18 protein-coding genes, 1 tRNA gene and 1 pseudogene are annotated in these 20,806 nt (G+C 73.1%); 12 read left to right on the forward strand and 8 right to left on the reverse strand.

Features of this window, described 5'->3' with window-relative positions; genetic code table 11:
* Nucleotides 1-732 precede the first annotated feature (732 nt).
* Nucleotides 733-1,230, reverse strand: coding sequence for a response regulator (locus ACRYM0_RS04715; protein ID WP_432502570.1), 498 nt, complete (start codon nt 1,228-1,230; stop codon nt 733-735).
* A 559-nt stretch (nt 1,231-1,789) separates the two neighbouring features.
* Nucleotides 1,790-3,358 carry a methyl-accepting chemotaxis protein gene (locus tag ACRYM0_RS04720; RefSeq protein ID WP_432502571.1) on the reverse strand — a complete coding sequence of 523 codons (1,569 nt, stop codon included), beginning with the start codon at nt 3,356-3,358 and terminating at the stop codon, nt 1,790-1,792.
* A gap of 472 nt (nt 3,359-3,830) precedes the next feature.
* Between ACRYM0_RS04720 and ACRYM0_RS04725 the strand changes: the two genes are divergently transcribed.
* Together ACRYM0_RS04725 and ACRYM0_RS04730 are read left to right on the forward strand one after the other, a co-directional pair.
* Nucleotides 3,831-4,241, forward strand: coding sequence for a hypothetical protein (locus tag ACRYM0_RS04725; protein WP_432502573.1), 411 nt, complete (start codon nt 3,831-3,833; stop codon nt 4,239-4,241).
* Nucleotides 4,242-4,916: 675 nt separating this feature from the next.
* Nucleotides 4,917-6,011 carry a matrixin family metalloprotease gene (locus ACRYM0_RS04730; RefSeq protein WP_432502575.1) on the forward strand — a complete coding sequence of 365 codons (1,095 nt, stop codon included), beginning with the start codon at nt 4,917-4,919 and terminating at the stop codon, nt 6,009-6,011.
* A 375-nt stretch (nt 6,012-6,386) separates the two neighbouring features.
* Here ACRYM0_RS04730 and ACRYM0_RS04735 read toward each other — a convergent pair whose 3' ends face one another.
* The 4 genes from ACRYM0_RS04735 to ACRYM0_RS04750 are packed head-to-tail and all read right to left on the reverse strand — an operon-like array spanning nt 6,387 to nt 9,185.
* Nucleotides 6,387-6,995: a phosphatase PAP2 family protein gene (locus ACRYM0_RS04735; RefSeq protein WP_432502577.1), complete on the reverse strand. Its 609-nt coding sequence runs from the start codon at nt 6,993-6,995 to the stop codon at nt 6,387-6,389.
* Complete coding sequence (locus tag ACRYM0_RS04740) at nt 6,992-8,146, reverse strand: MAB_1171c family putative transporter (RefSeq protein WP_432502579.1); 1,155 nt, start codon at nt 8,144-8,146, stop codon at nt 6,992-6,994. The genes ACRYM0_RS04735 and ACRYM0_RS04740 overlap by 4 nt, the downstream gene beginning before the upstream one ends.
* Complete coding sequence (locus tag ACRYM0_RS04745) at nt 8,146-8,673, reverse strand: ImmA/IrrE family metallo-endopeptidase (RefSeq protein WP_432502580.1); 528 nt, start codon at nt 8,671-8,673, stop codon at nt 8,146-8,148. The genes ACRYM0_RS04740 and ACRYM0_RS04745 overlap by 1 nt, the downstream gene beginning before the upstream one ends.
* Entirely contained in the window at nt 8,670-9,185 is a 516-nt protein-coding gene (locus ACRYM0_RS04750; RefSeq protein WP_432502582.1) for an XRE family transcriptional regulator, read from the reverse strand. The genes ACRYM0_RS04745 and ACRYM0_RS04750 overlap by 4 nt, the downstream gene beginning before the upstream one ends.
* Before the next feature lie 238 nt (nt 9,186-9,423).
* On the opposite strand from ACRYM0_RS04750, the gene ACRYM0_RS04755 reads away from it, so the two are divergent.
* The 4 genes and pseudogenes from ACRYM0_RS04755 to ACRYM0_RS04770 all read left to right on the forward strand — a co-directional run bounded on the left by ACRYM0_RS04755 (nt 9,424) and on the right by ACRYM0_RS04770 (nt 12,035).
* Nucleotides 9,424-10,515, forward strand: coding sequence for a transglycosylase SLT domain-containing protein (locus ACRYM0_RS04755; protein ID WP_432502585.1), 1,092 nt, complete (start codon nt 9,424-9,426; stop codon nt 10,513-10,515).
* A gap of 22 nt (nt 10,516-10,537) precedes the next feature.
* A complete protein-coding gene (locus tag ACRYM0_RS04760; RefSeq protein WP_432502587.1) occupies nt 10,538-10,747 on the forward strand; it encodes a DNA-binding protein in 210 nt (69 codons plus the stop codon).
* A gap of 98 nt (nt 10,748-10,845) precedes the next feature.
* Nucleotides 10,846-11,409 (forward strand): annotated as a pseudogene (locus tag ACRYM0_RS04765) (site-specific integrase); the annotation flags it as partial.
* A 158-nt stretch (nt 11,410-11,567) separates the two neighbouring features.
* Complete coding sequence (locus ACRYM0_RS04770) at nt 11,568-12,035, forward strand: tyrosine-type recombinase/integrase (RefSeq protein ID WP_432502676.1); 468 nt, start codon at nt 11,568-11,570, stop codon at nt 12,033-12,035.
* On the opposite strand, the gene ACRYM0_RS04775 is transcribed toward ACRYM0_RS04770, so the two are convergent.
* A tRNA-Thr gene (locus ACRYM0_RS04775) sits at nt 12,009-12,081 on the reverse strand. The two genes, ACRYM0_RS04770 and ACRYM0_RS04775, sit on opposite strands and share 27 nt — an antisense overlap.
* Before the next feature lie 90 nt (nt 12,082-12,171).
* Complete coding sequence (locus tag ACRYM0_RS04780; RefSeq protein ID WP_432502590.1) at nt 12,172-12,978, reverse strand: formate/nitrite transporter family protein; 807 nt, start codon at nt 12,976-12,978, stop codon at nt 12,172-12,174.
* A 190-nt stretch (nt 12,979-13,168) separates the two neighbouring features.
* Here ACRYM0_RS04780 and ACRYM0_RS04785 point away from each other — a divergent pair, with 190 nt between their 5' ends.
* From ACRYM0_RS04785 to ACRYM0_RS04810, 6 genes are all read left to right on the forward strand, one after another.
* A complete protein-coding gene (locus ACRYM0_RS04785; protein ID WP_432502593.1) occupies nt 13,169-14,695 on the forward strand; it encodes a mannitol dehydrogenase family protein in 1,527 nt (508 codons plus the stop codon).
* Nucleotides 14,692-15,435: an HAD family hydrolase gene (locus ACRYM0_RS04790; protein ID WP_432502595.1), complete on the forward strand. Its 744-nt coding sequence runs from the start codon at nt 14,692-14,694 to the stop codon at nt 15,433-15,435. Before ACRYM0_RS04785 ends, ACRYM0_RS04790 begins: the two co-directional genes overlap by 4 nt.
* Before the next feature lie 275 nt (nt 15,436-15,710).
* A complete protein-coding gene (locus tag ACRYM0_RS04795) occupies nt 15,711-16,202 on the forward strand; it encodes a hypothetical protein (RefSeq protein ID WP_432502597.1) in 492 nt (163 codons plus the stop codon).
* Nucleotides 16,199-17,983, forward strand: coding sequence for a hypothetical protein (locus ACRYM0_RS04800; protein ID WP_432502598.1), 1,785 nt, complete (start codon nt 16,199-16,201; stop codon nt 17,981-17,983). The genes ACRYM0_RS04795 and ACRYM0_RS04800 overlap by 4 nt, the downstream gene beginning before the upstream one ends.
* The gene (gene pelF, locus ACRYM0_RS04805; RefSeq protein ID WP_432502600.1) at nt 17,980-19,491 is read left to right on the forward strand and encodes a GT4 family glycosyltransferase PelF; all 1,512 of its coding nucleotides are present in this window, start codon (nt 17,980-17,982) and stop codon (nt 19,489-19,491) included. The genes ACRYM0_RS04800 and pelF overlap by 4 nt, the downstream gene beginning before the upstream one ends.
* Nucleotides 19,488-20,795 (forward strand): hypothetical protein, encoded by a 1,308-nt coding sequence (locus ACRYM0_RS04810; RefSeq protein ID WP_432502601.1) that lies wholly within the window; start codon nt 19,488-19,490, stop codon nt 20,793-20,795. Before pelF ends, ACRYM0_RS04810 begins: the two co-directional genes overlap by 4 nt.
* The last annotated feature ends 11 nt before the right edge of the window (nt 20,796-20,806 follow it).

Here is a 20,806-nt window from a genome sequence, read left to right on the forward strand (position 1 = left end):
GGCAGTCACCTGTCCATCTTCGACCACGGGGGTGGGTGTCGTCACGGTCACGATCATGGTTCCGATCTCGCCCTGTCAGGAGAGGTTGCTACGAGCGGCTGGCCTCAACTCACCCTGACAGACAGGGGGATGCGGTCTTGTCGGCCACTCTGCAAGGCGTGCGCCAGGACGACGTCGCTGTACTGGCCCTGCACGCACGAGTCCAGGACCAGCCGCGATCAGCAGTGGTCACGGCACCCCGATCACACTGACCCTCGAAGTCCGTAGACGCGGGCACGTCATCGACGGACTTCTGTGACGTCACCAACCGTCGCCTCTGAGACGTCCGCGGCCTCAGTGATCGCAGTGTCGAGGGGGGAACGGGTGAAGCGGTGAGCCGGGCATCCGCTGCTCGCTCCAGAGGTGCTCACCCGCCTGAACGACGCCGGAGCCTGTGGGCCCAGATGGTCCGGTCGCAGGGGGACTGGTGGCCGCTGCGTGCTGTATCGGCACCGACTGCTTCGGGCTTGAGTCCGCGTGGAGGTGATGCCGGTCACAGCGCAGTGGTGGTGCTGCTCTGAGCGCTGGACGGAGACAGACAGTGCCTCAGTGCTTGGCGCGGCGAAGGAGTCTTGGCAGGGCCAAGGAGCCCGCCAGCTCCCCCTTCGCCGCCGAGGCCATCTGGGAGGCGCTCACCCCGACCTGCCGACCGTCGGTGAAGACCTGCTCAGTGTCAGGCGTCGTTCGCGGTGCTCACCGGGTGCAGCGCGTCCGCCGCCAGCTGGCCTGCTGGATGCCTTCGCGCAGCGTCGCCAGGGTGAACGGCTTGTGCACCACGGCGTCGGCGCCGGCCTGCAGCGCTTCCTGCGGGCCCTCGGCGTCGGCGAAAGCGCTGATCAAGACGATGGCCGGCTGCCACAGCTCCTGCTGCCGGCGGATCGCACGAGTGACCTCCACGCCGCTCAGGCCCGGCATCTGCACGTCCAGCAACAGCACGTCGAAGTGCAAGCTCATGGCCAGCTGCAACGCCACGTCGCCGCTGAGGGCGGTGTGGACCTCGTACCGGGTCACACGCTGGGGCCCGGGCCGGTCTGCCGTCACGCGATGCAGGAGCACACGCAGCAGATCGACGTCGTCGTCGGCGAGCAGGACGCGCTGCACACGCTCGTGGGCGAGCAGATCGGGCCGGGCGGGTTCCTGCTGGTGCTCGAGCGTGATCGCTTCAGTGATGGACTCGGCCGCGACGGACATGGTCAGCTCCTCGACGGGGATCGAACAGGATCGGGACGCCCGTGCGTGCCACCGGTGACGCTCGCTGAGGCCACCTCGCTGCGTGCACCGGCTCGAGCTGCGTGCACCGGCTCGAGTTGCCGGCGTCGCCAGCGCAGCGGGCCCTGGCGCGGGAGCTCGCGACGCGGTGGGAGCCCGCGCCGCAGTGAAAGCACCGCAACGAGGTGAGAGCACCGCAACGAGGTGAAGCGGTGAGCTGGGGCATCCGCCGCCCGGCTCACCGCTTCACGTGGCTGCTCGCTTCGAAGGTGCTCACCCGGTGAAGCGCCGCCAGGACTGGCAGATCCAGGCGACCCAGCCACATCGGGTGACTGGCAGCAGCTACCTGATGCATCGGCACCGCCCGCCCAGGACTTGAACACCCACCACAGCAGCGCCCTCACCGCTCCTCGCGGATGGGGGCAGCTGGCGATGACGACGCCCCGCCGGCCCGGTGAGCCAGCGAGGCGCCACGGACCCGCGTGCGGATGCCGATGCGGTGGCGCTGACGGTTGTGGCTGACCGCTGTGGTGGTCCGTCGTCAGCTGCGCGGCAGGGTGAAGGTGCTCACCAGCTCGTTGAGCTCGGCAGCCGCCGCGGAGACCTCACCGGCAGTGGCCGCGGTCTGGTTCGCGCTGGTGGTGGTGTGCTCGGCGGCCGCAGCGATGCCGGAGATGTTGGTGGAGATCTCCTGGCTACCGCTGGAGACCTCGGTGACGTTGCGCACCATCTCCGAGGTGGTAGCCGACTGCTCCTCCACCGCGGCCGCGATGGTGGCCTGCAACCCGTCGATGCGGGCGATGACCTCGCTGATCTCCGAGATCGCCCCGGCCGCGGCGGACGCGTCGGCCTGCGTCGCGCCCACCCGCCCGGTGATCTCCTCCGTGGCCCGCGCGGTCTGCTGCGCCAGCTCCTTGACCTCACCGGCCACGACGGCGAAGCCCTTGCCCATCTCCCCGGCCCGCGCCGCCTCGATGGTGGCGTTCAGCGCCAGCAGGTTCGTCTGCTCCGCGATGGAGGTGATCAGCTTGACCACGTCACCGATCTCCCGGGAGGAGGCCGACAGCCGCTCCAGGATCGCGGAGGCCTCCGAGGCGGAGGTCACCGCGGCGGAGGCGACCTGGGACGCCTCGGCGGTGGAGGAGGCGATCTCGCGGATCGCGGCGGTCATCTCCTCACCGGCGGCGGCCACGGTGCCGATCGAGGTGGAGATCTCCTCGGTGGCCGCGGAGACGACCTGCGACTGGCTGGCCGACTGCACCGCCCCGGCCGAGAGGCCGTCGGCCACCGTGCTCAGCTCCTCGCTGGAGGCGGCCAGGGTCTGCGCCGAGGCGGTGATGCGGCGCATGGTGCCGGTCAGGTTCTCCATCGTGGTGTCCACGGCGCCGGCCAGCCGGCCGACCTCGTCGGTGTTGACGTAGTCCACCCGCTGGTCCAGGCGGCCGGTGGCCAGGCCCTGCACCACGGTGAGCGTCTTGGCCAGCGGACGCGCGATCGAGCGCGAGACGGCCACGGCCACCACCACGGCCACGGCCACGGCGAGGGCGCCGATCGTCAGCAGCAGCGTCACCGCGGCGTGGAAGTCGCTGGCGCTCTTCTCGGCGAGCTCCACGGCGGCCTGGCTCTCCGTGTCGCTGATCGCGTCCAGCTGGCCAGTGATCTGCTCGCTCAAGGGGGTGACCTCAGCGTCGCGGATCGCGATGTACGTCTGCGTGTCGTTGGCCTCGGCTGCGGTGACCAGGCCCTCACGCACCGTGCGGTACTGCACCAGCAGGTCCTCGACCACGCCGTGGTCCTCGGCGGTGGCGGCCGGGGAGGTGGCCAGGTAGGCCTGCCACGCCTGGTCGTAGGCCTCGTCGTCGTCGGCCATGACCTCCAGCTGGTGGGTGGTCTTCTCCGGCGTGGGAGCCAGCGCGGCGCTGGTGATGGACAGGCGCATCCGCAGGAAGGCGGCCTTGACCTCGCCCACGGTCTGCACCGACGCCATCCCCTTGGTCGAGAGCGCATCCGTGTTCGCCTGCGAGCTGTCCAGGCGGTTGATGCCCACGGCGACCACGACGGCCAGCAACAGGCAGACGACGCCGAACCCGGCGAACAGCTTGGAGGCCACGTTCAGGCCACGAAGTCGAGTGAGCACACCAGATCATCGGCACCCCCGACACGGTGCTTGAGCGCATCACTTCTCCTGCCTGCCGCCGGCTCGGGCCTCACGGCCCTGGGGCGGGCATCACCGCTGCCGAACCGGGCGTGCCGGGTGTAGGTGAGCCGCCACGGCCAGCTCCACCTCGATCGTGACCAGCAGCAGTCGGGACCACGCCCGTGCTTCGCCAAGCGCGAGCCCGCGCTGGCCTACCGAGTGCTTCAGTAGCTCACGCCGCCTCGCTAAGGGTCGCTTCTGAGGCGGTCGACCGCTCGACGTCAGCGGCGTGGGCGGATGCGCCGTTGCGTGGCGGCAGGTCGACCTCGCCGCGGTCATGCTGACCCGCATGGCCGGTGAGCGTTCCACGTCCTCGCGTTCCTTGCCCGCGGTCGTGGGTGCGGGGTTGGTGCGGGGCCTGGGGTGCGGGGTCGTGCTGGGAGCCGTGAGCGGTGCAGCCCTGGCCGTGTGGTGCGGGGTGCACAACGTTCCCGGCGGCGCCGGGGCCTTCGCGGGCACGTCGGCGGTGCTGCGCGTGGCCGCGATCGCTGCTGGGGTGGGCGCGCTGATCGGGGTGGTGAGCGCGGCGGCGGCGCTGGTGGTGCTGGCCGGCGCGGGGCGTGGCCACAGCAGCTGGGCGGTCAGCGTGCTGGCGGCGGTGACGTCCGCCATGGTCAGCGTGCTGGCCCTGAGCCGGGCGTGGAGGAGCTTGTCCGGCGACGTCGCGGCGCTGAGCCAGGCCTGGGAGGCCTTCTCGGGCACCTTGGTCTCGACCCTGGTGCTGTTGCTGGTGGGGCTGGTCAACGCCGTCGTGGCGTTGTGGCAGGTGCGGCGCCTGGCTCGCCGCACCAGCTGAGTCACCAGCTGAGTCCTGCACTGCTGGTGGTGAAGGCGCACCAGGTCCTGCCCGTAAGCAGCTTCGGTCACGACCGGGTGAGCCCTCCCTGTCAGGGGCAGGTCGACGGACAGCTCACAACGCCCGGCGAAGACCTCGGTGCCCATGGCGGTGCCCGTGTCGGTGCCCGTGTCGGTGTCCATGGCGGTGTCCTGCGCCAGCACAAGCTGCAGGACACCGAGGCGATCCACCCCGTCCAGATCCACCCCGCCCAGCAGGGGCAGGGTGGATCCCCAGCTGCCCGCAGCTCGGGCCTTGGGCCGGGCAGGGGGTCGGTCAGCTCCTCCTGCCTCGCCACCGTCTCGCTTTCGAGGTGCCTGCTGCAGGCGCCAGCCGGTCCTCAGGTGGTCGCTGAGCAAGGGGCGCCCATACGTAGCGCTGCTTGACATCCAGCCGAGATTTTGGGATCATCCTCGGCACAACCCCGGATGTGGCCCATGGCCGCCGGGGTTTCGTCGTTCCCGGGACCCGTGGTGCGCCGGTGGGCGCCATCCGGGTGAGCATCGATCAAGGACGTGTCCGGCGGGACCGATGCGCCGCGGGAGCGCTGTCCCCACGGCCAGGCACCGGCCCCTGGTGCCGAAGCCGGGTACGGGACGGCGCTGCTGCAGCAGCGATCGGAAGCGGTGAGCCCACGTGCACGACAGTCCCCTCAGCCGACGCAGCCAGAAGGCCGGGCAGCACCCGCGCGACGGTGCGGTGCGCCGCTCCAGCAGCGGGCGCATCCCGCAGTGGGCCATGGACGAAGCCGCCGGCCGCCCCGGCACGGCCCCGACCTGGCGCGGCGACAGCGTCGACACCTCCGCCGGCACCACCGTCGGCACCGCCGCCGGTGGCACCGGGCACCGCAGGAACCAGCGCCGGCGCAGCAGCTGGTCGCGCGCTCGAGCGCGAGCACGCCTGCGCGGGCGCGTCGGCGTGGCCGCGGTGGTGCTGGCCGTCGCCGCAGGCACCGCGTGGGCGCACACCAGCGGCCTGACCGCGGGATCAGCCGCCGGCTCGGCCGCCACCCGGGCCGGGCAGGCCCCCTCCCCCGGCCACGAGGCCGCCGACACCCCTCTGGGCCAGCCCGCTCCCCTGACCCAGTCCAGCGACGCCTGGCGGGCGCTGCACACCCAGACCGACGGCACCACCCCGGTGGCCTGGGACCCCTGCCGGCCCATCCACTACGTCACCCGCCCCGACGCCGCCCCCGCCGGCGCCGGCGAGCTGCTGACCCAGGCCATCGCCCGCGTCAGCACCGCCACCGGCCTGCGCTTCATCGACGACGGCACCACCACCGAAGGCCCGGACCCCCAGCGCGAGCCGTACCAACCCCAGCGCTACGGCGACCGGTGGGCCCCGGTGCTGATCACCTACGTCAGCGCCGCCGAGGTCCCCGACATCGCCGCCGCCGTCATCGCCCAAGCCAGGCCCGTAACCATCACCACCACCCAGCCCAGTACGTGGGACCGCCTCAGCGGCCGACCCGGTGAACCGGTGGCGGTGTACGTCTCCGGCGCCGTGCAGGTCGACGCCGCCCAGGTCGCCGACGCCCTCACCCACCCCGGCGGCACAGAGCTGGTGCGCGCGGTCTTCGAGCACGAGCTGGGCCACCTGCTGGGACTCGCCCACGTCGACGACCCCGGCCAGCTGATGTACCCGCAGACCGCCGAGCAGTACGACTACGCCGCCGGCGACCTCACCGGCCTGGCCGCCCTGGGCACCGGGACGTGCGTGCCCGAACTTTGATCAACCTGTCGGTATGGCGACACAACGATCACTTCTGAGGCGGTGGCCCCTCACCGCGCAGCGTCCCTGCGAGGCATGACGATTTTCCGCTCAGGTAGCCGCAACCGAGAGCGGCTAGCCCGTCCTTGACGCCGTGGGTGCGTAGCGCTCCGACCCATCCGCAGGCACGAAGGGCCAAATGACGACCGGGCCGAGCGCCCGTTGAGTGTTGCGTTCTGAAGCCGCGGGCCCGGCGCAGCTGCCGCCCACCGCCTTCGGTCGACCGCGCTCGGTCCACCCCGCGGGTGCCGGCGGAGCCGCGTCTGCTGAGCAGACGCATATCTTGCTCCGCCGCGTCAGCGTCCCCACCGACTCCACCCCGCGACGTGGTCGAGCTCAGGCGACGCCCGCGACGACGCCGAGGACCGCACCCACGAGCGCTCCTGCTGCGAGCTGCGCCGGCGTGTGCTCAGTGACCACCAGCCGCGCCCAGCACACCGCCGGCACCAGCACGAGCAGCGGCGCCAGCCGCATGTCCAGTACCGCGAGCAGGACGACCGAGCCGGTGACGACCATCGAGTGCATCGAGATCTTCCACCAGCGCGAGACGAAGGCCGCGATGACGGCCATGAGCACCATGACGCCGAGGAAGACCGAGGAGGAGGTGGAGGCACCCAGCGCCCAGGTGACCACCCACGCCAGGACGACGAGGCCGGTCACGACGGCCAGGAACCGCGGCCGGTGCCGGCGGTCACGCAGGAATTTGTCGCCGTAGCGGCCGGAGCGTCGACCGGCCCAGATCAACAGGCCCGGCACGACGCCGACGAGCAGGCTCGTGACCAGCCCCAGCGCGAGCCCTCGCGGCCACGGCACGGTGGTCATGGCGCCGACGACCGGCGGGACGGTCACGGCCAGGTTCCACGGCGCCAGGACGTCGTTGACCACGTCGGCCAGCCGGTGGCTACGTGGCGAGCGGACAGCGGCCGTGCTGTCCGGGGCGGTCACGCGCGCACCGCCTGTCCGGTCAGCGGCCGGCCACGCCGCAGCCGGCGGTACTCGGCGGCCACCGCCAGGAGGTGCGCGGTCTCGTCGGCCATCGTCGAGCGGACGTCGTCGGTCACGGGGGCAGCATCACCTGTACGACGGCGCACGCAGCTGCGCGCGTCGTCGACGAGCGCGGCGAGGTCGGCGGCGTCACCCGCCGCTCCCGCGGCGAGCACCGGCCGGCCGTGGCCACGGGCCCGCAGCAGCGACCGGCCGTCGAGGACCTCGATGACCATGCGGTAGCGGTAGAAGTCCGTGCGGCCGTTGACCAGCCGCCACGGGGCGAAGCGCCGCGACGCCAGCGCCACCTCGGGCGCCACGGTCACGACGTCCCGCCACAGCGGGTAGAGCTGGAGCATGTGGCCGGCTCGTCGGACCTCGTCGCGCAGCCGGCGCGCCACCGCCACGACCCCGGACGCCGACGCGCCCAGCGTCAGGAGCACCGCCGCCAGGGCCCCGGTGGCCAGGCACACCTCGCGAGTGGCCTCGACGAAGCCGGCCGCGTCGGTGGTCATGAGGGCGACCTGGCCGGCCAACCGGGAGGCGACGTAGAGAAGACCGGTCGCGGCGGCCAGGGCGGTCAGCCGCACCCCCGTACGCGCCTCGAGGTGGGGCTGGCGGCGCAGCCCGCGCCAGCCGCGGAGGATGGCCGTGAAGCACCACGCCAGGTACAGCGAGAAGCTGCCCACGAAGAGCGCCACCGGCAGCTCGTAGCCGTGGTCGATGATGAGGTCGCCGCCGTAGGGCACGGCCTGGACGGCGAAGGACACGGTCATGGTGGTGGCGACCGCGACCACGAGGGCGATGTCCAGCCCCAGCGGCAGCCGCTTCTGCCCGGGGCCGAGAGTCAGCCGGAAACCGCGGAGGATGGCGAAGACGCCGAGGACGACGACGAGCCGGCCGAGCAGCACGTCGATCTGCGGCACGTCCACCGCGTCCGCGACCCGCCCACCGATCCACGGAGTGGCCAGCAGCACCGCGACGCCGAAGGTCAGCAGAGCCAGGGCGACGGCCCGTCGCTCCCTGTTGCCGCCCGGCGCGATGTCGCGGGAGCGCAGCAGCGCGCTGAGCAGCAGCGGCACGGAGACGAGCGGGAGGACTTGCTCCAGCATCAGGCGGCCGGGCGGGGCCCGAACGCCGTCGCGAGGACCGCGTCGGGCCCGTCCAGACCGGGCGAGGCCGGTTCCGGACCGGAGAGCGTCTCCAGCAGCATCCAGGCCATGACCTCCGCGTGCCGCTCCTGCGTCGAGGTGTAGGTGGAGCGCCCGAGCACGGCCCGCACCGTGGAGGGGTCGATGTCGGGAAAGAACTGCCGGACGAGGTCCGGGTCGACGACCTCGTCGGTGTCGTCGTGACCGAGGACGACGTGCGCGAGCTCGTGCGCCAGCGTGTGAGCGCGCCGGACACCGGTGGCGGCGGGCGCGATGAAGATGTGGTCGCTCGCCTCGCCGGCGACCCACGCCCCGCACAGCCCGACCGCGGCCGGTGACGACTCGATCGTCAGCGGCCGCCCGCGCCGGTCCCGCACCAGGTCCACGAAGCCGTCGAGCGTCGTCCCCGGCGGGATCGCGAGCTCCTGCAGCGTCGAGCGGCACCTCCGCCGGGTGGCCCACAGCCGCACACCGTCTCCTCTCGTCACGGGCGAGGAGGATCACCACCACCGAGGTCCGGATCCTCCGGGAGACCCTCCAACTTCCGGACGCGGTCGACCATCTCACCGAGGGCCTGCAGGCTCTCGCGGCTCAGTCCCGACGTCCGGAGCGCGACCTTTCGTACGTCACCGTCACGCAGCAGCGCAAGCAGGGCGAGCTGGTCGTGGACGCTGTCCGTCAGCTCGTCGTCGAAGAAGAAGCCGGGCGGGACGCCGAAGAAGCCGGCCAGCGCCTCGAGGTGCCGCAGCGTCGGGTTGTCCCGCTCCCCCTTGCGCAGCAGCCACAGGTAGCTGGCGGAGATCGACGGACCACCGCGCTCCCGGATGGCTTTGGCGACGTGCTCGTAGCTGTACTCGCCGCCCTTGGCGGGGTGCACGGTGCGGAAGAGCAGGTCGACCTTCTCGGCCAGCGTGCGGGGCCGGGATGCGGAGACGTCCGGCGCGGTCCGCGGAGTGCCGTCCTCGTCGTCCGTACCGCCACGAGGGCGTGCGTCCCCCATGTGTCGTCCACTCCCCCCACAGCCGTGCCTTGACATGTGTCCACGCTGGTCTATGGTTCAGACCAGAACGTTGACTGTTGTGGACGATCGGCTCGCCACGGCATCCACGGTGCCGAACCGTGGCGCCTGGGACCCGATCCGTCCTCCCCGTCCCATCCCGTCCGCCGACGCCACCCGGCTCGGGGAGCACGGGCGGATCGACTGTTGAGCGCGTCACGCTACCGGGAGGAGCCCCGCCGTGAGGACGATCGCCGCCGCTCTCACGGCGCTGATCTGCGGCGTCGTCCTGCTCGGCGGGGCGCTCCTCGGCGATGCGCAGGACGCGCAGGCCGTCACCGGGCAGGCTCTCGACGTGGAAGCACTGCCCGAGGCGGCGCGCAGCTCGCTCGGCGACCTCGAGGCCGCCCGCGACACCGCCTGCCCCGAGCTGCCCCTCGTGTGGCTGGTCGCCGAGGTCCAGGCGGAGTCGAGCTGGAACCCGCACGCCTACTCCCCCGCCGGTGCGGCCGGCCTGCTGCAACTGATGCCGTCCACGTGGGTCGACGGCGGAGGCGGGGACGGCTGGGACGTCGCCGGCGGCCCCGGAGACGACCACCCCGTGTGGACGCCGCGCACCCACTTCGCCGTCGCGCTGCCCTGGATGTGCCGGAACCTGCGGACGATGACCGAGCACCTGCAGACCACCGGCAAGGCCCTCAGCCCGCTGGACGCCCTGGCCGTCTGCCACATCGCCGGGTGCTCCCGCGTCACCGGCTCCGCGACCGGCATCCCCGCACCGGGCGAAGCCGGCTGCGGTGCGCAGTGCGTCCGCGAGGTCACCGACTACCTCGAGGCCATCCACGGCTACGTCGAGCAGTACACCGCCGCACCGGCCCTCACCGCCGCCGGCGCGGCCGCCGCGTTCCCCGGCGGGGCGAGCGGGTGCACCGTGCCCGACCCCACCGGCACCGGCGGGTGCGTCACCCCGGCGACGGCGTGGATGCTCGCGCAGTTCCGCACCACGTTCGGCAAGCGGTCCACCTCGTGCTGGGACGCCCACGCCTGGAACCCGACGTCCGACCACCCCAAGGGCAAGGGCTGCGACGTCTTCTACGGCACCCCCGGGAAGTTCCCCGGCCAGGAGGACGTCGCGCTCGGCTGGCAGGCCGCCACCTGGCTGCAGACCAACGCCGACGCCCTGCGCGTGTCCTACGTCATCTGGCAGGGCCGCATCTGGTCGCGCGCCCGGGCCGACGAGGGCTGGCGCGCCTACACCGGCGGCGGGGTCTACGACGCGCAGGACGCCACCGGCGGCCACTACGACCACATCCACGTCTCGATGGCCGAGTGAGCACAGGAGAAGGAGACCCACGATGACGCGACCGCAGTTCAACACCGACGAGATCCGCGAGCTGCCGCCCGTCGTCGACGTGCCGACCGCGGCGAAGGTCCTCGGCATCGGCCGCACCGCCGCCTACGAACGCATCCGCACCAACGCCTGGCCGACGCCGGTCGTGCGCCTCGGCAAGCTGATCCGGGTCCCGTCGGCACCGCTGCTGGAACTCGTCGGTGTCGTGCGGTGAGGAAGGGGCACGTCACCCAGCGACACGTGGCATCGTGCCCGCGTGATCAGAACGGTGAGCTGCAGCCGCACCGTTGCCGGGGCCCGTGGAAGTTCACGGTGGACTTCGGTCGCCGCCCCGACGGCGGACGCCGGCAGGTGACCCGATCCGGCTTCTCGACGAAGCGGGAGGCGCAGCAGGCGCTGGACGCGGAGATCGAGAAGCAACGGGCCGGCATCGCTTCGGACCACACCCTCACCGTGCAGCGGTTCCTGGACGACTGGCTGCGAGGCAAGCGGAACCTGCGGGACACGACGCGACGGAACTACGAGACCCACGTCCGCCGCTACCTAACCCCGGCACTGGGGCACTACCGCCTCGACGCGCTGCGCGCCGACCACATCGACACCCTCTACAACGACCTGATGAACGGCCGGTACACCGGCACCGGGACGGCGACCGTGCACCACGTGCACCGCACCTTGAGATCAGCCCTCAACACAGCGGTGAAGCGTCGCCTGATCCAGTGGAACCCAGCCCTGCAGGTCGAGCTCCCTGAGCACCGCCGCGCCGAGACGACCGTCTGGGAACCGCAGCAGATCGCGGACTTCCTCGACGCCTGCAGCCACCACCGCCTGTACGCGCTCTTCCACGTCCTGACGTTCACCGGGATGCGCCGTGGTGAGGCGATCGGCACCCACTGGAAGGACGTCGACCTCGACCGCGGACACATCACCGTCCGTTCTCAGGTGATCGACGCAGGCGCCGGCCCCAAGCTCGGAGCTCCGAAGACGCACGCCGGCGCCCGAGCGTCCCGATCGACGCCGCCACCGTCGACGTCCTGCGCGAGCACCGAGAGCGGCAGCAGCGGGAGCGGCGATCCTGGGGCGACGGCTACGTCGACCACGGCCTCGTCTTCGCTCGTGACAACGGCGACCTGCTGCGCCCGGACGCCGTCACCCACCTGTTCATCGACCTGGTCCGCAAGGCCGGCGTACCCGTCATCCGGCTGCACGACCTGCGGCACACGCACGCGAGCCTCGCCCTGGCCGCCGGCATCGACGTCAAGATCGTCAGCGCCCGCCTCGGGCACTCGACGAGCGCGATCACGCGCGACCTCTACATGCACGTCGTGCCGGAGCTGGCACGCACGGCCGCGGACACCATCGCGGCGGCCGTGGCGTACAGCCGGAAGCCCGATGTGGTCCCGATGTGGTCCCGCCAAGCCGATGAAGGCGACGAGCGGGCCCCTCCGGAAGGCAAAACTGCAGGTCAAACGGCGAGCCGGCAAGGGGACTTGAACCCCTAACCGCCCGATTACAAGTCGGGTGCGCTACCAGTTGCGCCATGCCGGCGTGCCGGGCCTCGCGACCCGGCACCCCGATCCTAGCCCCCGCACCGCCCGGGAGACGGGCGGTGCGAGCAGCCGAGGCGGGCCGGTCGCCTCAGGAGTGCTCGTGCTGGGCCTCGGCGACGCGGTGCGGCACCCGCAGCAGCCGGATCGCGGTGACCAGGAGCAGCCCGCCGACGAGGTTGCCGAGCACGGCCCAGCCGAGGCGGGGCAGCCAATCCAGGTAGCCGAAGGGCGCGTCCGCGTGGATGGCCGCGAACACCAGCAGGGAGTCCAGGACGGAGTGGAAGAGCTGCCCGCCGGCCAGCAGCGCGCCGAAGAGGATCGCGGGCACGATCCGCACCCCGGTGCTCTCCGTGCTGTGCTGCATGCGGGTCATGAGCGTGATCACCACTCCGGCGAGGACGGCCAGGCAGAACGACTCCAGGCCGATGGGCAGCGTCGCGTAGTGGGCACCGGACTCCACCACGGTGGCGCGCAGGTCCGGCAGGGCACCCACGATCAGCCAGGTGATCACCCAGCCGCCCAGGAGGTTCGTGGCCAGCGTCACCGCCCACAGCCGCAGCAGGGAGACGACGCTGCCCTCGCGCGCCACGACGGCCGTGACGGGCACGAGGAAGTCCTCGGTGAACAGCTCGCTGCGCGCCAGCAGCAGCGCCACGAAGCCGATGGAGAACGCCAGGCCCGCCAGCAGGTGGCTGCCGGTGGCGTGCAGCACCAGCAGGTACGCCAGGACCCCGGTGCCGACGTCGAGGCCGCCCAGGAACCCCGTGCTCACCAGCGGCAGCAGCGGGCGGGCCAGCCGGTCGCGGCCCTCGCTGACGAGCCGGTCGAAGGCCTCCTCGACCTCCGGCTCCGGGCGGGACGGCGCCTCGGTGGGGTCGGCGGTGCTGTCGGACACGAGCGCTCCTCCGGTGCCGGTGGGGCGGCCGGTGCCGCCCTCCGCGGGCACGTACCCGTTCGGCGACGGACGAAGCACCGAGGGTGCGGCACCCCGGTGGTTTGAGCGTGTCCGCAGCGGGTAGGAGACCAGTGCTCGAACCGACGGGCACCACTCCCCGCACCGCGGGCGACCTCTGCGAGGAGCGACGTTGGCCGACGCGCCCACCACCGGCTCGGGCCGGTCCGTCCCCCTGTCGGACAGCACCCTGCACGACCTCCCGGGCAGCGTCTCGGTCCCCGGCTACGACCGGGCCGCGCTCCTCCCCTCCGTCGTCCACATCGGCGTCGGCGGCTTCCACCGCGCCCACCAGGCCGTGTACCTGGACGAGCTCGCCCGGCGCGGCCACCGCGACTGGGGCCTCGTGGGCGTCGGGATGCACAGCCCGCAGATCGGTGAGGTGCTCCAGGCGCAGGACCGGCTTTACACGGTCGTGGAGCGCGGCGCCGAGCAGGAGAGCGCCCGCGTGGTGGGGGTGCTGACCCGCTACCTGCTGACCGCCGACGACCCCGGCGCGGTGCTGGACGTCCTGGCCGACGAGCGCACCCGCCTGGTGACGCTGACGATCACCGGCACCGGCTACCGGATCGACCCGCACAGCGGTGAGTTCGACGCCGACGACGACGCCGTCCGCGCCGACCTGGAGCACCCCGACCGGCCGAGGACCGTCTTCGGCCTGCTCACCGGCGCCCTCGCCCGCCGCCGCGACGCCGGCACCGGCCCCTTCACCGTGCTGTCCTGCGACAACATGCAGCACAACGGGGCGGCCGCCCGCACCGCCGTGCTGTCCTTCGCCCGGCTGCGCGACGAGCGCCTCGGCGACGACCTGGCCGGCTGGATCGAGGAGAACGTCACCTTCCCCAGCTCGATGGTCGACCGCATCACCCCCACCACCACGCCCGAGGAGCGCGACGCGATCGCCTCCTCCACCGGGGTGGACGACCGCTGGCCGGTCATCACCGAGCCGTTCACCCAGTGGGTCGTGGAGGACTCCTTCTGCGCCGGCCGCCCCCCGCTGGAGGAGGTCGGCGTGCAGTTCGTGGACGACGTCACGCCGTACGAGACGATGAAGACGCGCCTGCTCAACGCCAGCCACTGCGCGTTGGGCTACCTGGGTCACCTGGCCGGGTACGGCACCATCGACGAGCTCATGGCCGACGACGTCTTCCGCGAGTACCTCGTGCGCCTCATGGGCGATGAGATCGCCCCGCTGCTGCCGGAGGTCCCGGGCATCGACCTGGACGAGTACCAGCGCACCCTCGTGGAGCGCCTGTCGAACCCCAGGATGGGTGACCAGCTCCTGCGGCTGTGCCGGCGCGGCTCGACGAAGATGCCGAACTACGTCTTCCCCTCGGTGCGGGCCGCGCTGGAGCAGCACCGGCCCCACCAGCTCCTGGTGCTGGCGGTGGCCGGCTGGATGCGGTTCCTGCGCGGGTACGACTACGCCGGGGAGGGGTTCCCGGTGGAGGGACCGCTGTCCGAGCGCCTCGTGGAGCTCGCCCGGGAGGGCGCCGTGGAACCCGAACCCCTGCTCAGCGAGAGCACGGTGTTCGGCACCCTCTCCCGCGACGAGCACTTCGTCGCCTCCGTGGAGGTGGCGCTGCGGGCCCTGGAGGAGCAGGGTCCCCGCGAAGTGGTCCAGCTGTACCTGACGCTCGACGAGGAGGGCGCTGCGTGAGCGACCGTTCCACCGGATTCGACCCCACGGGGGTCACCACGCTGCTGTGCGACGCCGACGGGACCCTGTTCCCCTCGGAGGAACCCGCGTACGCCGCCTCGGCGGACGTGACGAACCGGTTCCTGGCGGAGCTGGGCGCCGAGCGCCCGTACTCCCCCGCCGAGCTGCAGTCCATGACCAACGGCAAGAACTTCCGCGCCGCCGCGCAGGAGCTGGCCCGCGGCTACGGCCGGGACCTCGCCGCCGGCGACCTGGAGGACTGGGTCGCGCAGGAGAAGGACGTCGTCACCGCGCACCTGCGCACCGTGCTGCGCGAGGACCCGGCGGTGCGCGAACCGCTGACCCGGCTGGCGGAGGGCTTCGGGCTCGCCGCCGTCACCTCCAGCGCCGTCTCGCGTCTGGACGCCTGCCTGGACGTCACCGGCCTGGCCGGGTTCTTCAGCGCCGGGCGCCGCTACAGCGCCGAGGACTCCCTGCCCGAGCCCACGAGCAAACCCGACCCGGCGGTGTACGTGCACGCCCTGCAGGACCTGGGGATCACTCCGGACGAGGCCGTGGCGGTGGAGGACTCGATCAACGGGGCCCTGTCCGCGGTGGCCGCGGGGGTGCGCACGATCGGCACCGTCCAGTTCGTGCCCGAGCAGGAGCGCGAGGCGCGCACCGACGCCCTGCGCGAGGCCGGGGCGTTCGCGGTGGTGTCCTCCTGGGGCGAGGTCGAGCGGTTGCTGACCGGCCGCTGAGGGTGTGCGCCGCGGCCGGGGTGCGGCGCCTTTCCCGTTTCGGCCGGCCTGCCGGTCGTCTCCGCGCACCCGTCGATCCACCTGGGGCGACTGGGGTGGAGAGCTCCTCGAGCACCACCCGCAGCTTCACAGAGTGATTGCTCGAGCACTCAACGTCCATCGCATGGAACTCGTCGGCCGGATCGACCGAACTTGTCCCGCGTTCACCCAAAAGGGTGCCCGAGGTCCGCTACCGTCCCTGCCGAGCTCAAGTTCCTACGGCTCCGGGGGGAAGCATGAGGACAGCGCGGTGGTGGCGTCGAAGCGGGGCGGCCGGCGGCGAGGAGGCCGAGCTGCACCTCGAGGTGGAGCGCCTCAGGCGGGAGAACGCCCGCTTGCAGCTGGAACGCCAACGCCCGCGGAGCATCAGCGAGGTCACCGAGCAGTTGCGCGGCACCCTCGCCGGGCACCCCGCCCTCCTCGACGCGCTGGAGGCGCAGGACGACGCTTACCACGTGATGGCGCACACGGAGGCGACGCGTCGCGCCCTCGTCGACGTCCTCGACGAGCTGACCGTCGCCGCCGCCCAGATGAAGCGGCAACTGGGTGGGGGCCTCCCGCTCGCCGAGATCGACCGGCGCGTGGTCGAGCGGCGCGGCCCCCGGGGCAGCCACGTCGCCGAGCGCCCCACCGACCACGGCACCGACAGGCGCGGCGCCGGCAGCGGTGCGGACAGGCGCAGCGGCGGGCACGGCGAACCGGTGCCCGCGAGGACCGCGGCGCGGTGACGCGGTTCGGCCGATGGGCCGCCCGCCGCCGCGCAGCGGCGGGGCTGCGCACCGACGTGCGGGTCCTGCTGCTGGCCGGGAACCCCGAGGATCCGACCACCCGGGCGTGGCGGGCCGTGCTGGACCGCGTCGGCACCGACCACGACGTCCTGCACCCCGACGGCGCCCGGCCCGTCACGGACGGCGATCTGGTGCACGGCGGGGACCCCGACCACGGCCGCTACCACGCGATCATCGCCGGCACGGACACCTCCGCGTTCTGGAGCAGCTCCGCCGCGCTGCACCGCTACCGCCGCCGCTTCGGTGTGCGGCAGCTGGCCGCCTACGAGTTCCCCCGCCCCGGCGCGGGGCTCGAGGCGCACGGCGGACGCGACACCACGGGGGTCACGGTGCGCGTGACACCCGCGGGCGCGGCCGTCTTCGGCTACCTCCGCGGTGAGCTCGTCCTCGGCGCCGGCAGCTGGGGGTACCGCGCCACCGTGCTGGACCACGACCGGTTCACCACCCTGGTCGAGACGACCGACGGCGAACCCGTCGTCGGGGTGGCCGACGACGGGCAGGGCCTGGAGGACGTCGTGGTCCTCGTCAACAACGACGAGTGGATGCTGCACGGGCTGCTGCTCGCCCGCGGCCTGCTGACCTGGGTCACCCGGGGCACCCACCTGGGCCTCGAGCGCCACTTCCTGTCCTGCCACGTGGACGACGTGCTCCTGGCGAACGCCACGACGCGCCAGGGCGAGGTGGTGCCGGCGGAACACCCGGCGGTCGTGCGGATGACCCCGGGGGACGTGGAAGCCCTGGTCGCGTGGCAGGAGGAGCACGGGTTCACCTTCGACCTGGCCTTCAACGGTCGTGGAGCCGGCACCGACGACGCGCTGACGCGTTCGCTGCTGACCAGTGCCGCCGAGTTCCGTTGGATCAACCACACGTGGAGCCACCGCGACCTCGGGCGGGCCGCCACCCACGACCGGTCCCCCGCCGGTGCGGCAGCACCGTGGCTGGACGCCTCCGCCCTCAGCGAGGAGATCGGCGCCAACAACGACTGGGCCCGGTCCGTCGGCCTGGGCGCCAGCGCCACCGCCCTCGTCACCGGAGTCCACTCCGGCCTGGACAACCCCAACCTGCCCGAGGCGTTGCGCGGCAACGACATCACCGCCATCGCCACGGACTCCTCCCTGCCGGCCCACGGCTCCTCGATCGGTCCCGCCACCACCGTGCCGCGCCACCCGACCAACGTCTACGCGCACGTGAGCACCTGGGGGCAGCTGCTCGACGACTACAACCGCCAGTACGCGCCGCAGGGCGTCCGGGCGGCGTCCACCGAGGAGTTCCTCCGGTCGGAGACGACGATCGTGCTGCGCCACGTCCTCACGAACGACCCCGGCCCCCTCTTCGCCCACCAGTCCAACCTCGCCGGGGAACGCGTCCTGCTCACGTTCGTCGGTCACGTCCTCGGGGTCCTCGGCTCCCTCCTCGACGGCAGCGCCCCCCTCGTCAACACGTCGATGGACGAGGTGGCCGAGGAGCTGCGCCGCCGGCACCGGTGGCGCTCCGCCCTGGCGTCGGGCCGGGTCACCGCCCTCCTGCACGCCGGCGCCCTGGAGGTGCGGACGACCGAGGACGTGCAGGTCCCCCTGACCGTGCCCGAGCACAGCCGCACCGCAGGACGCCGACAGCGCCGCGCGCACCTCGGTGACGCCTACGCGGGAACGCGCTCCGGCTGGATCGACGTGCGGGCCGGCGAGCCCCTGCGCGTCACCCTCCCGGTGGGGGCGCGGTGAGCGGCGGGACCCCGGCCGCGGCCGGCGACGATCGGGAGCCGCCCCTGCGGGTGCTGCTGCTGACCGAGGGCACCTACCCCTTCGTCGTGGGCGGGGTCAGCACCTGGTGCGACCTGCTGGTCCGGGGCCTGCCCCACGTGGAGTGGTCGATCTTCGCGTTCACCGGCAACGTCGACGAGCCGGTCTTCCAGCTGCCGCCACAGGCGCAGCTGGCCGGCCACCTGCACCTGTGGGGCCCCGCCCGGACCCCCCGCCGGGCAGCGGTGCGGGCCCGCGGCCGGAGGCGCAACCGCGTGGACCTGGCGGGTGAACTGGTGGAGGGGCTGCTCGGCTGGTCCACGGACCCCCTGGCGGTGGTCGAGGCGCTCACGTGGTGCCGCCGGCACCCCGACCGCCTCGTGCCCACCTTCCGGGACGAGGAGACCTGGCACCGGTACACGCTCGCGCTGTCACGCGTGCTGGCCGACCCGGACGGGGCCGGCGGCCCGGCGCCGGCGTTCGACCTCTCCCGGGCCGTCGAGCTGTACCAGACGGTGTTCTGGATCGCGCGCGCCGGAGCTGAACCCACGCCCGACGCCGACGTGTCCCTCGTGACCGCCGCGGCATGGTCGGTGCTGCCCGCAGCGGTCGACAAGGCCCTGCACGACCGCCCCGTCGTGCTGTCCGAGCACGGCCTGTACGTGCGGGAGAGCTACCTGGCCGCCGCCCGCTCCTCCGACCCCGCCGCCGCGCGCTTCGTCACGACGAGGCTGGCGCGCGGGTTGTCCCGGCTGACGTACGCGGTCGCGGACGTGGTGGCTCCGGTCGCGCCGGCCAACGCCCCGTGGGAGGAGGAGCTGGGGGCCGACCCCCGGCGCATCGTCGCCATCCCCAACGGGGTGCCGGTCCCCGGTGCGGCCGAGCCCGCACCACGCACCCGCACGGTCGTCTCCGTGGGCCGCCTCGACCCCCTCAAGGACGTCCAGACCATGCTGCGGGTGGCCGCCGCCGTGCGGCGGCGGGTGCCCGACGCCACGTTCCTGCACTACGGGCCGGTCCCGCAGGGCCAGGAGGCCTACGCCGAGAGCTGCCGCGCGCTGCACGAGGAGCTGCAGCTGGGGGGTTCCTTCCGCTTCATGGGGCCCACGAAGGACCCCACCGGAGTGGTGCGGACGGCCGACGTCGTGCTGATGACGAGCATCTCGGAAGGGTTCCCGATGTCGGTGCTGGAGGCCCTGTCGGAGGGTCGCCCGGTCGTCACCACCCTGGTGGGCGGAGTGCTGGACGCGGTGCGGGGAGCGGGGATGACCGCTCCCCCCGGGGACGTGCACGGCCTCGCCGACGCGGTGACCACCCTGCTCACCGACCCGGACCTGGCGGAACTGCTCGGCGAGCGCGGGCAGCAGCGCGTCCGGCGGCTGTTCGGCCAGCAACGCTGCCTGGACGGCTACGACCTCCTGCTGCGCGCCGTGGCCGCGCGGGACCCCGCCGCACCCGGACCGGACGACCACGTGGGAGCGGGACGATGAGGATCACCACGGAACAGGCCTCCGCCCGCGTGCGGGCCGGGCTGGGACGCGAGCCGCAGGACCCGCTGGAGGCCAGCGTGGTGCTCGAGGCGTGGGGCGGGCTGCTCGCGCGCTCGGCGCTGCCGCTGGCCCGCGAGGTGGCCGCGGTCCGGCGGGCGTCCCCGCCCGCCGGACCGTACCGCCGCGCCCGCGGCGACGTGGCGCCGGACTCCACCCGGGAGTTCCTCGGCCTGATCGCCACGCTGCTGGCGACGACGGCCTGGGTGGCGCCGCTGGCCGGTGCGCTCGGGTCGGGGGCGGTCGAGCAGGCGTGGAAGCTCGCACTGCCGGTCAGCCTCGGGCTGCAGTGGTTCCTGCGCCGGCGCTACCTCACCGACGCGCGCGGCATCGGCAGGTTGCGGGCCGACCACCGCGCCGTCGGGGTCGGTGCCGCGACGTCGCTGCTCGCGACCGGAGGCCTGGTGCTGGACCCGGCGCTGGTGCTGCCCGCTGCCCTCGTGGTCACCTGGGTGGGCGGGCTGCTCGTCGTCGTGCGCGGCTGGGGGGTGCCGTACGCGGCCTCCCTGCTCCTGGCCACGCTGGCGATGAACCTGGGGGTGCCCGTCGTGCTGGACGTCCTGCTCGTCGTGGTGCTCACGCAGGTGGTGGTCGCAGCCGCCCTGGTCACCTGCGCACCGTCGGCGTCCCCGCCGACCCCGCTGCCGCGGTCCCTGGCGGCCGGGACCATCGGGGGGACGACCGCCCTGCTGATCGTCGTCGACCCCTCGGTGGAGTGGTCCACCTGGCGGCCGTTCCCCGTCGTCGCGCTGGTCCCGTCCCTGCTCGGGAGCGTGTGGGCCGGGCGGCACCTGAACCGGGTCTGGACCGTCCTGCTGGGGTCCCTGGCCTCCACCGACCTCGGCGACCGTTCCAGCCGGCGCAACCGGCGCGTGTTCGGCGGCATCATCGCCGGGGCCCTGGTGCGCCTGGTGCTGCTCACCGCGGCGGCGTCGGCGTTGACCTTCCTCCTCGTGCAGCCGGCGGCCACGTCGGAGCGCGGCCTCGTGCTGCTGCTGGTGGGGCTGGGGTGCTTCGGCGTCGTCGGGTTCGTCGCCGCCCTGCTGGAGTCGTTCTCCCGGCTCGCGTCGGCAGCCACCGTCGCCCTCGCCGCTCTCGGCGCCTCCGCGGTCGTGGTGTCCGGGGCGCTGCCCTGGACCGGTGTCCCACCGCTGGCGGCGGCGGCGTGCACGGCCGCCGCCGTGGCACTGGTGCCGATCGCCCGCCTGGTCAGCCAGCCGGACCGCACGCTGGCGACGATGTTCTGACCCGCGCGGGT

It is taken from the genome of Kineococcus arenarius subsp. arenarius (assembly GCF_050871845.1).
Taxonomy (GTDB): Bacteria; Actinomycetota; Actinomycetes; order Actinomycetales; family Kineococcaceae; genus Kineococcus.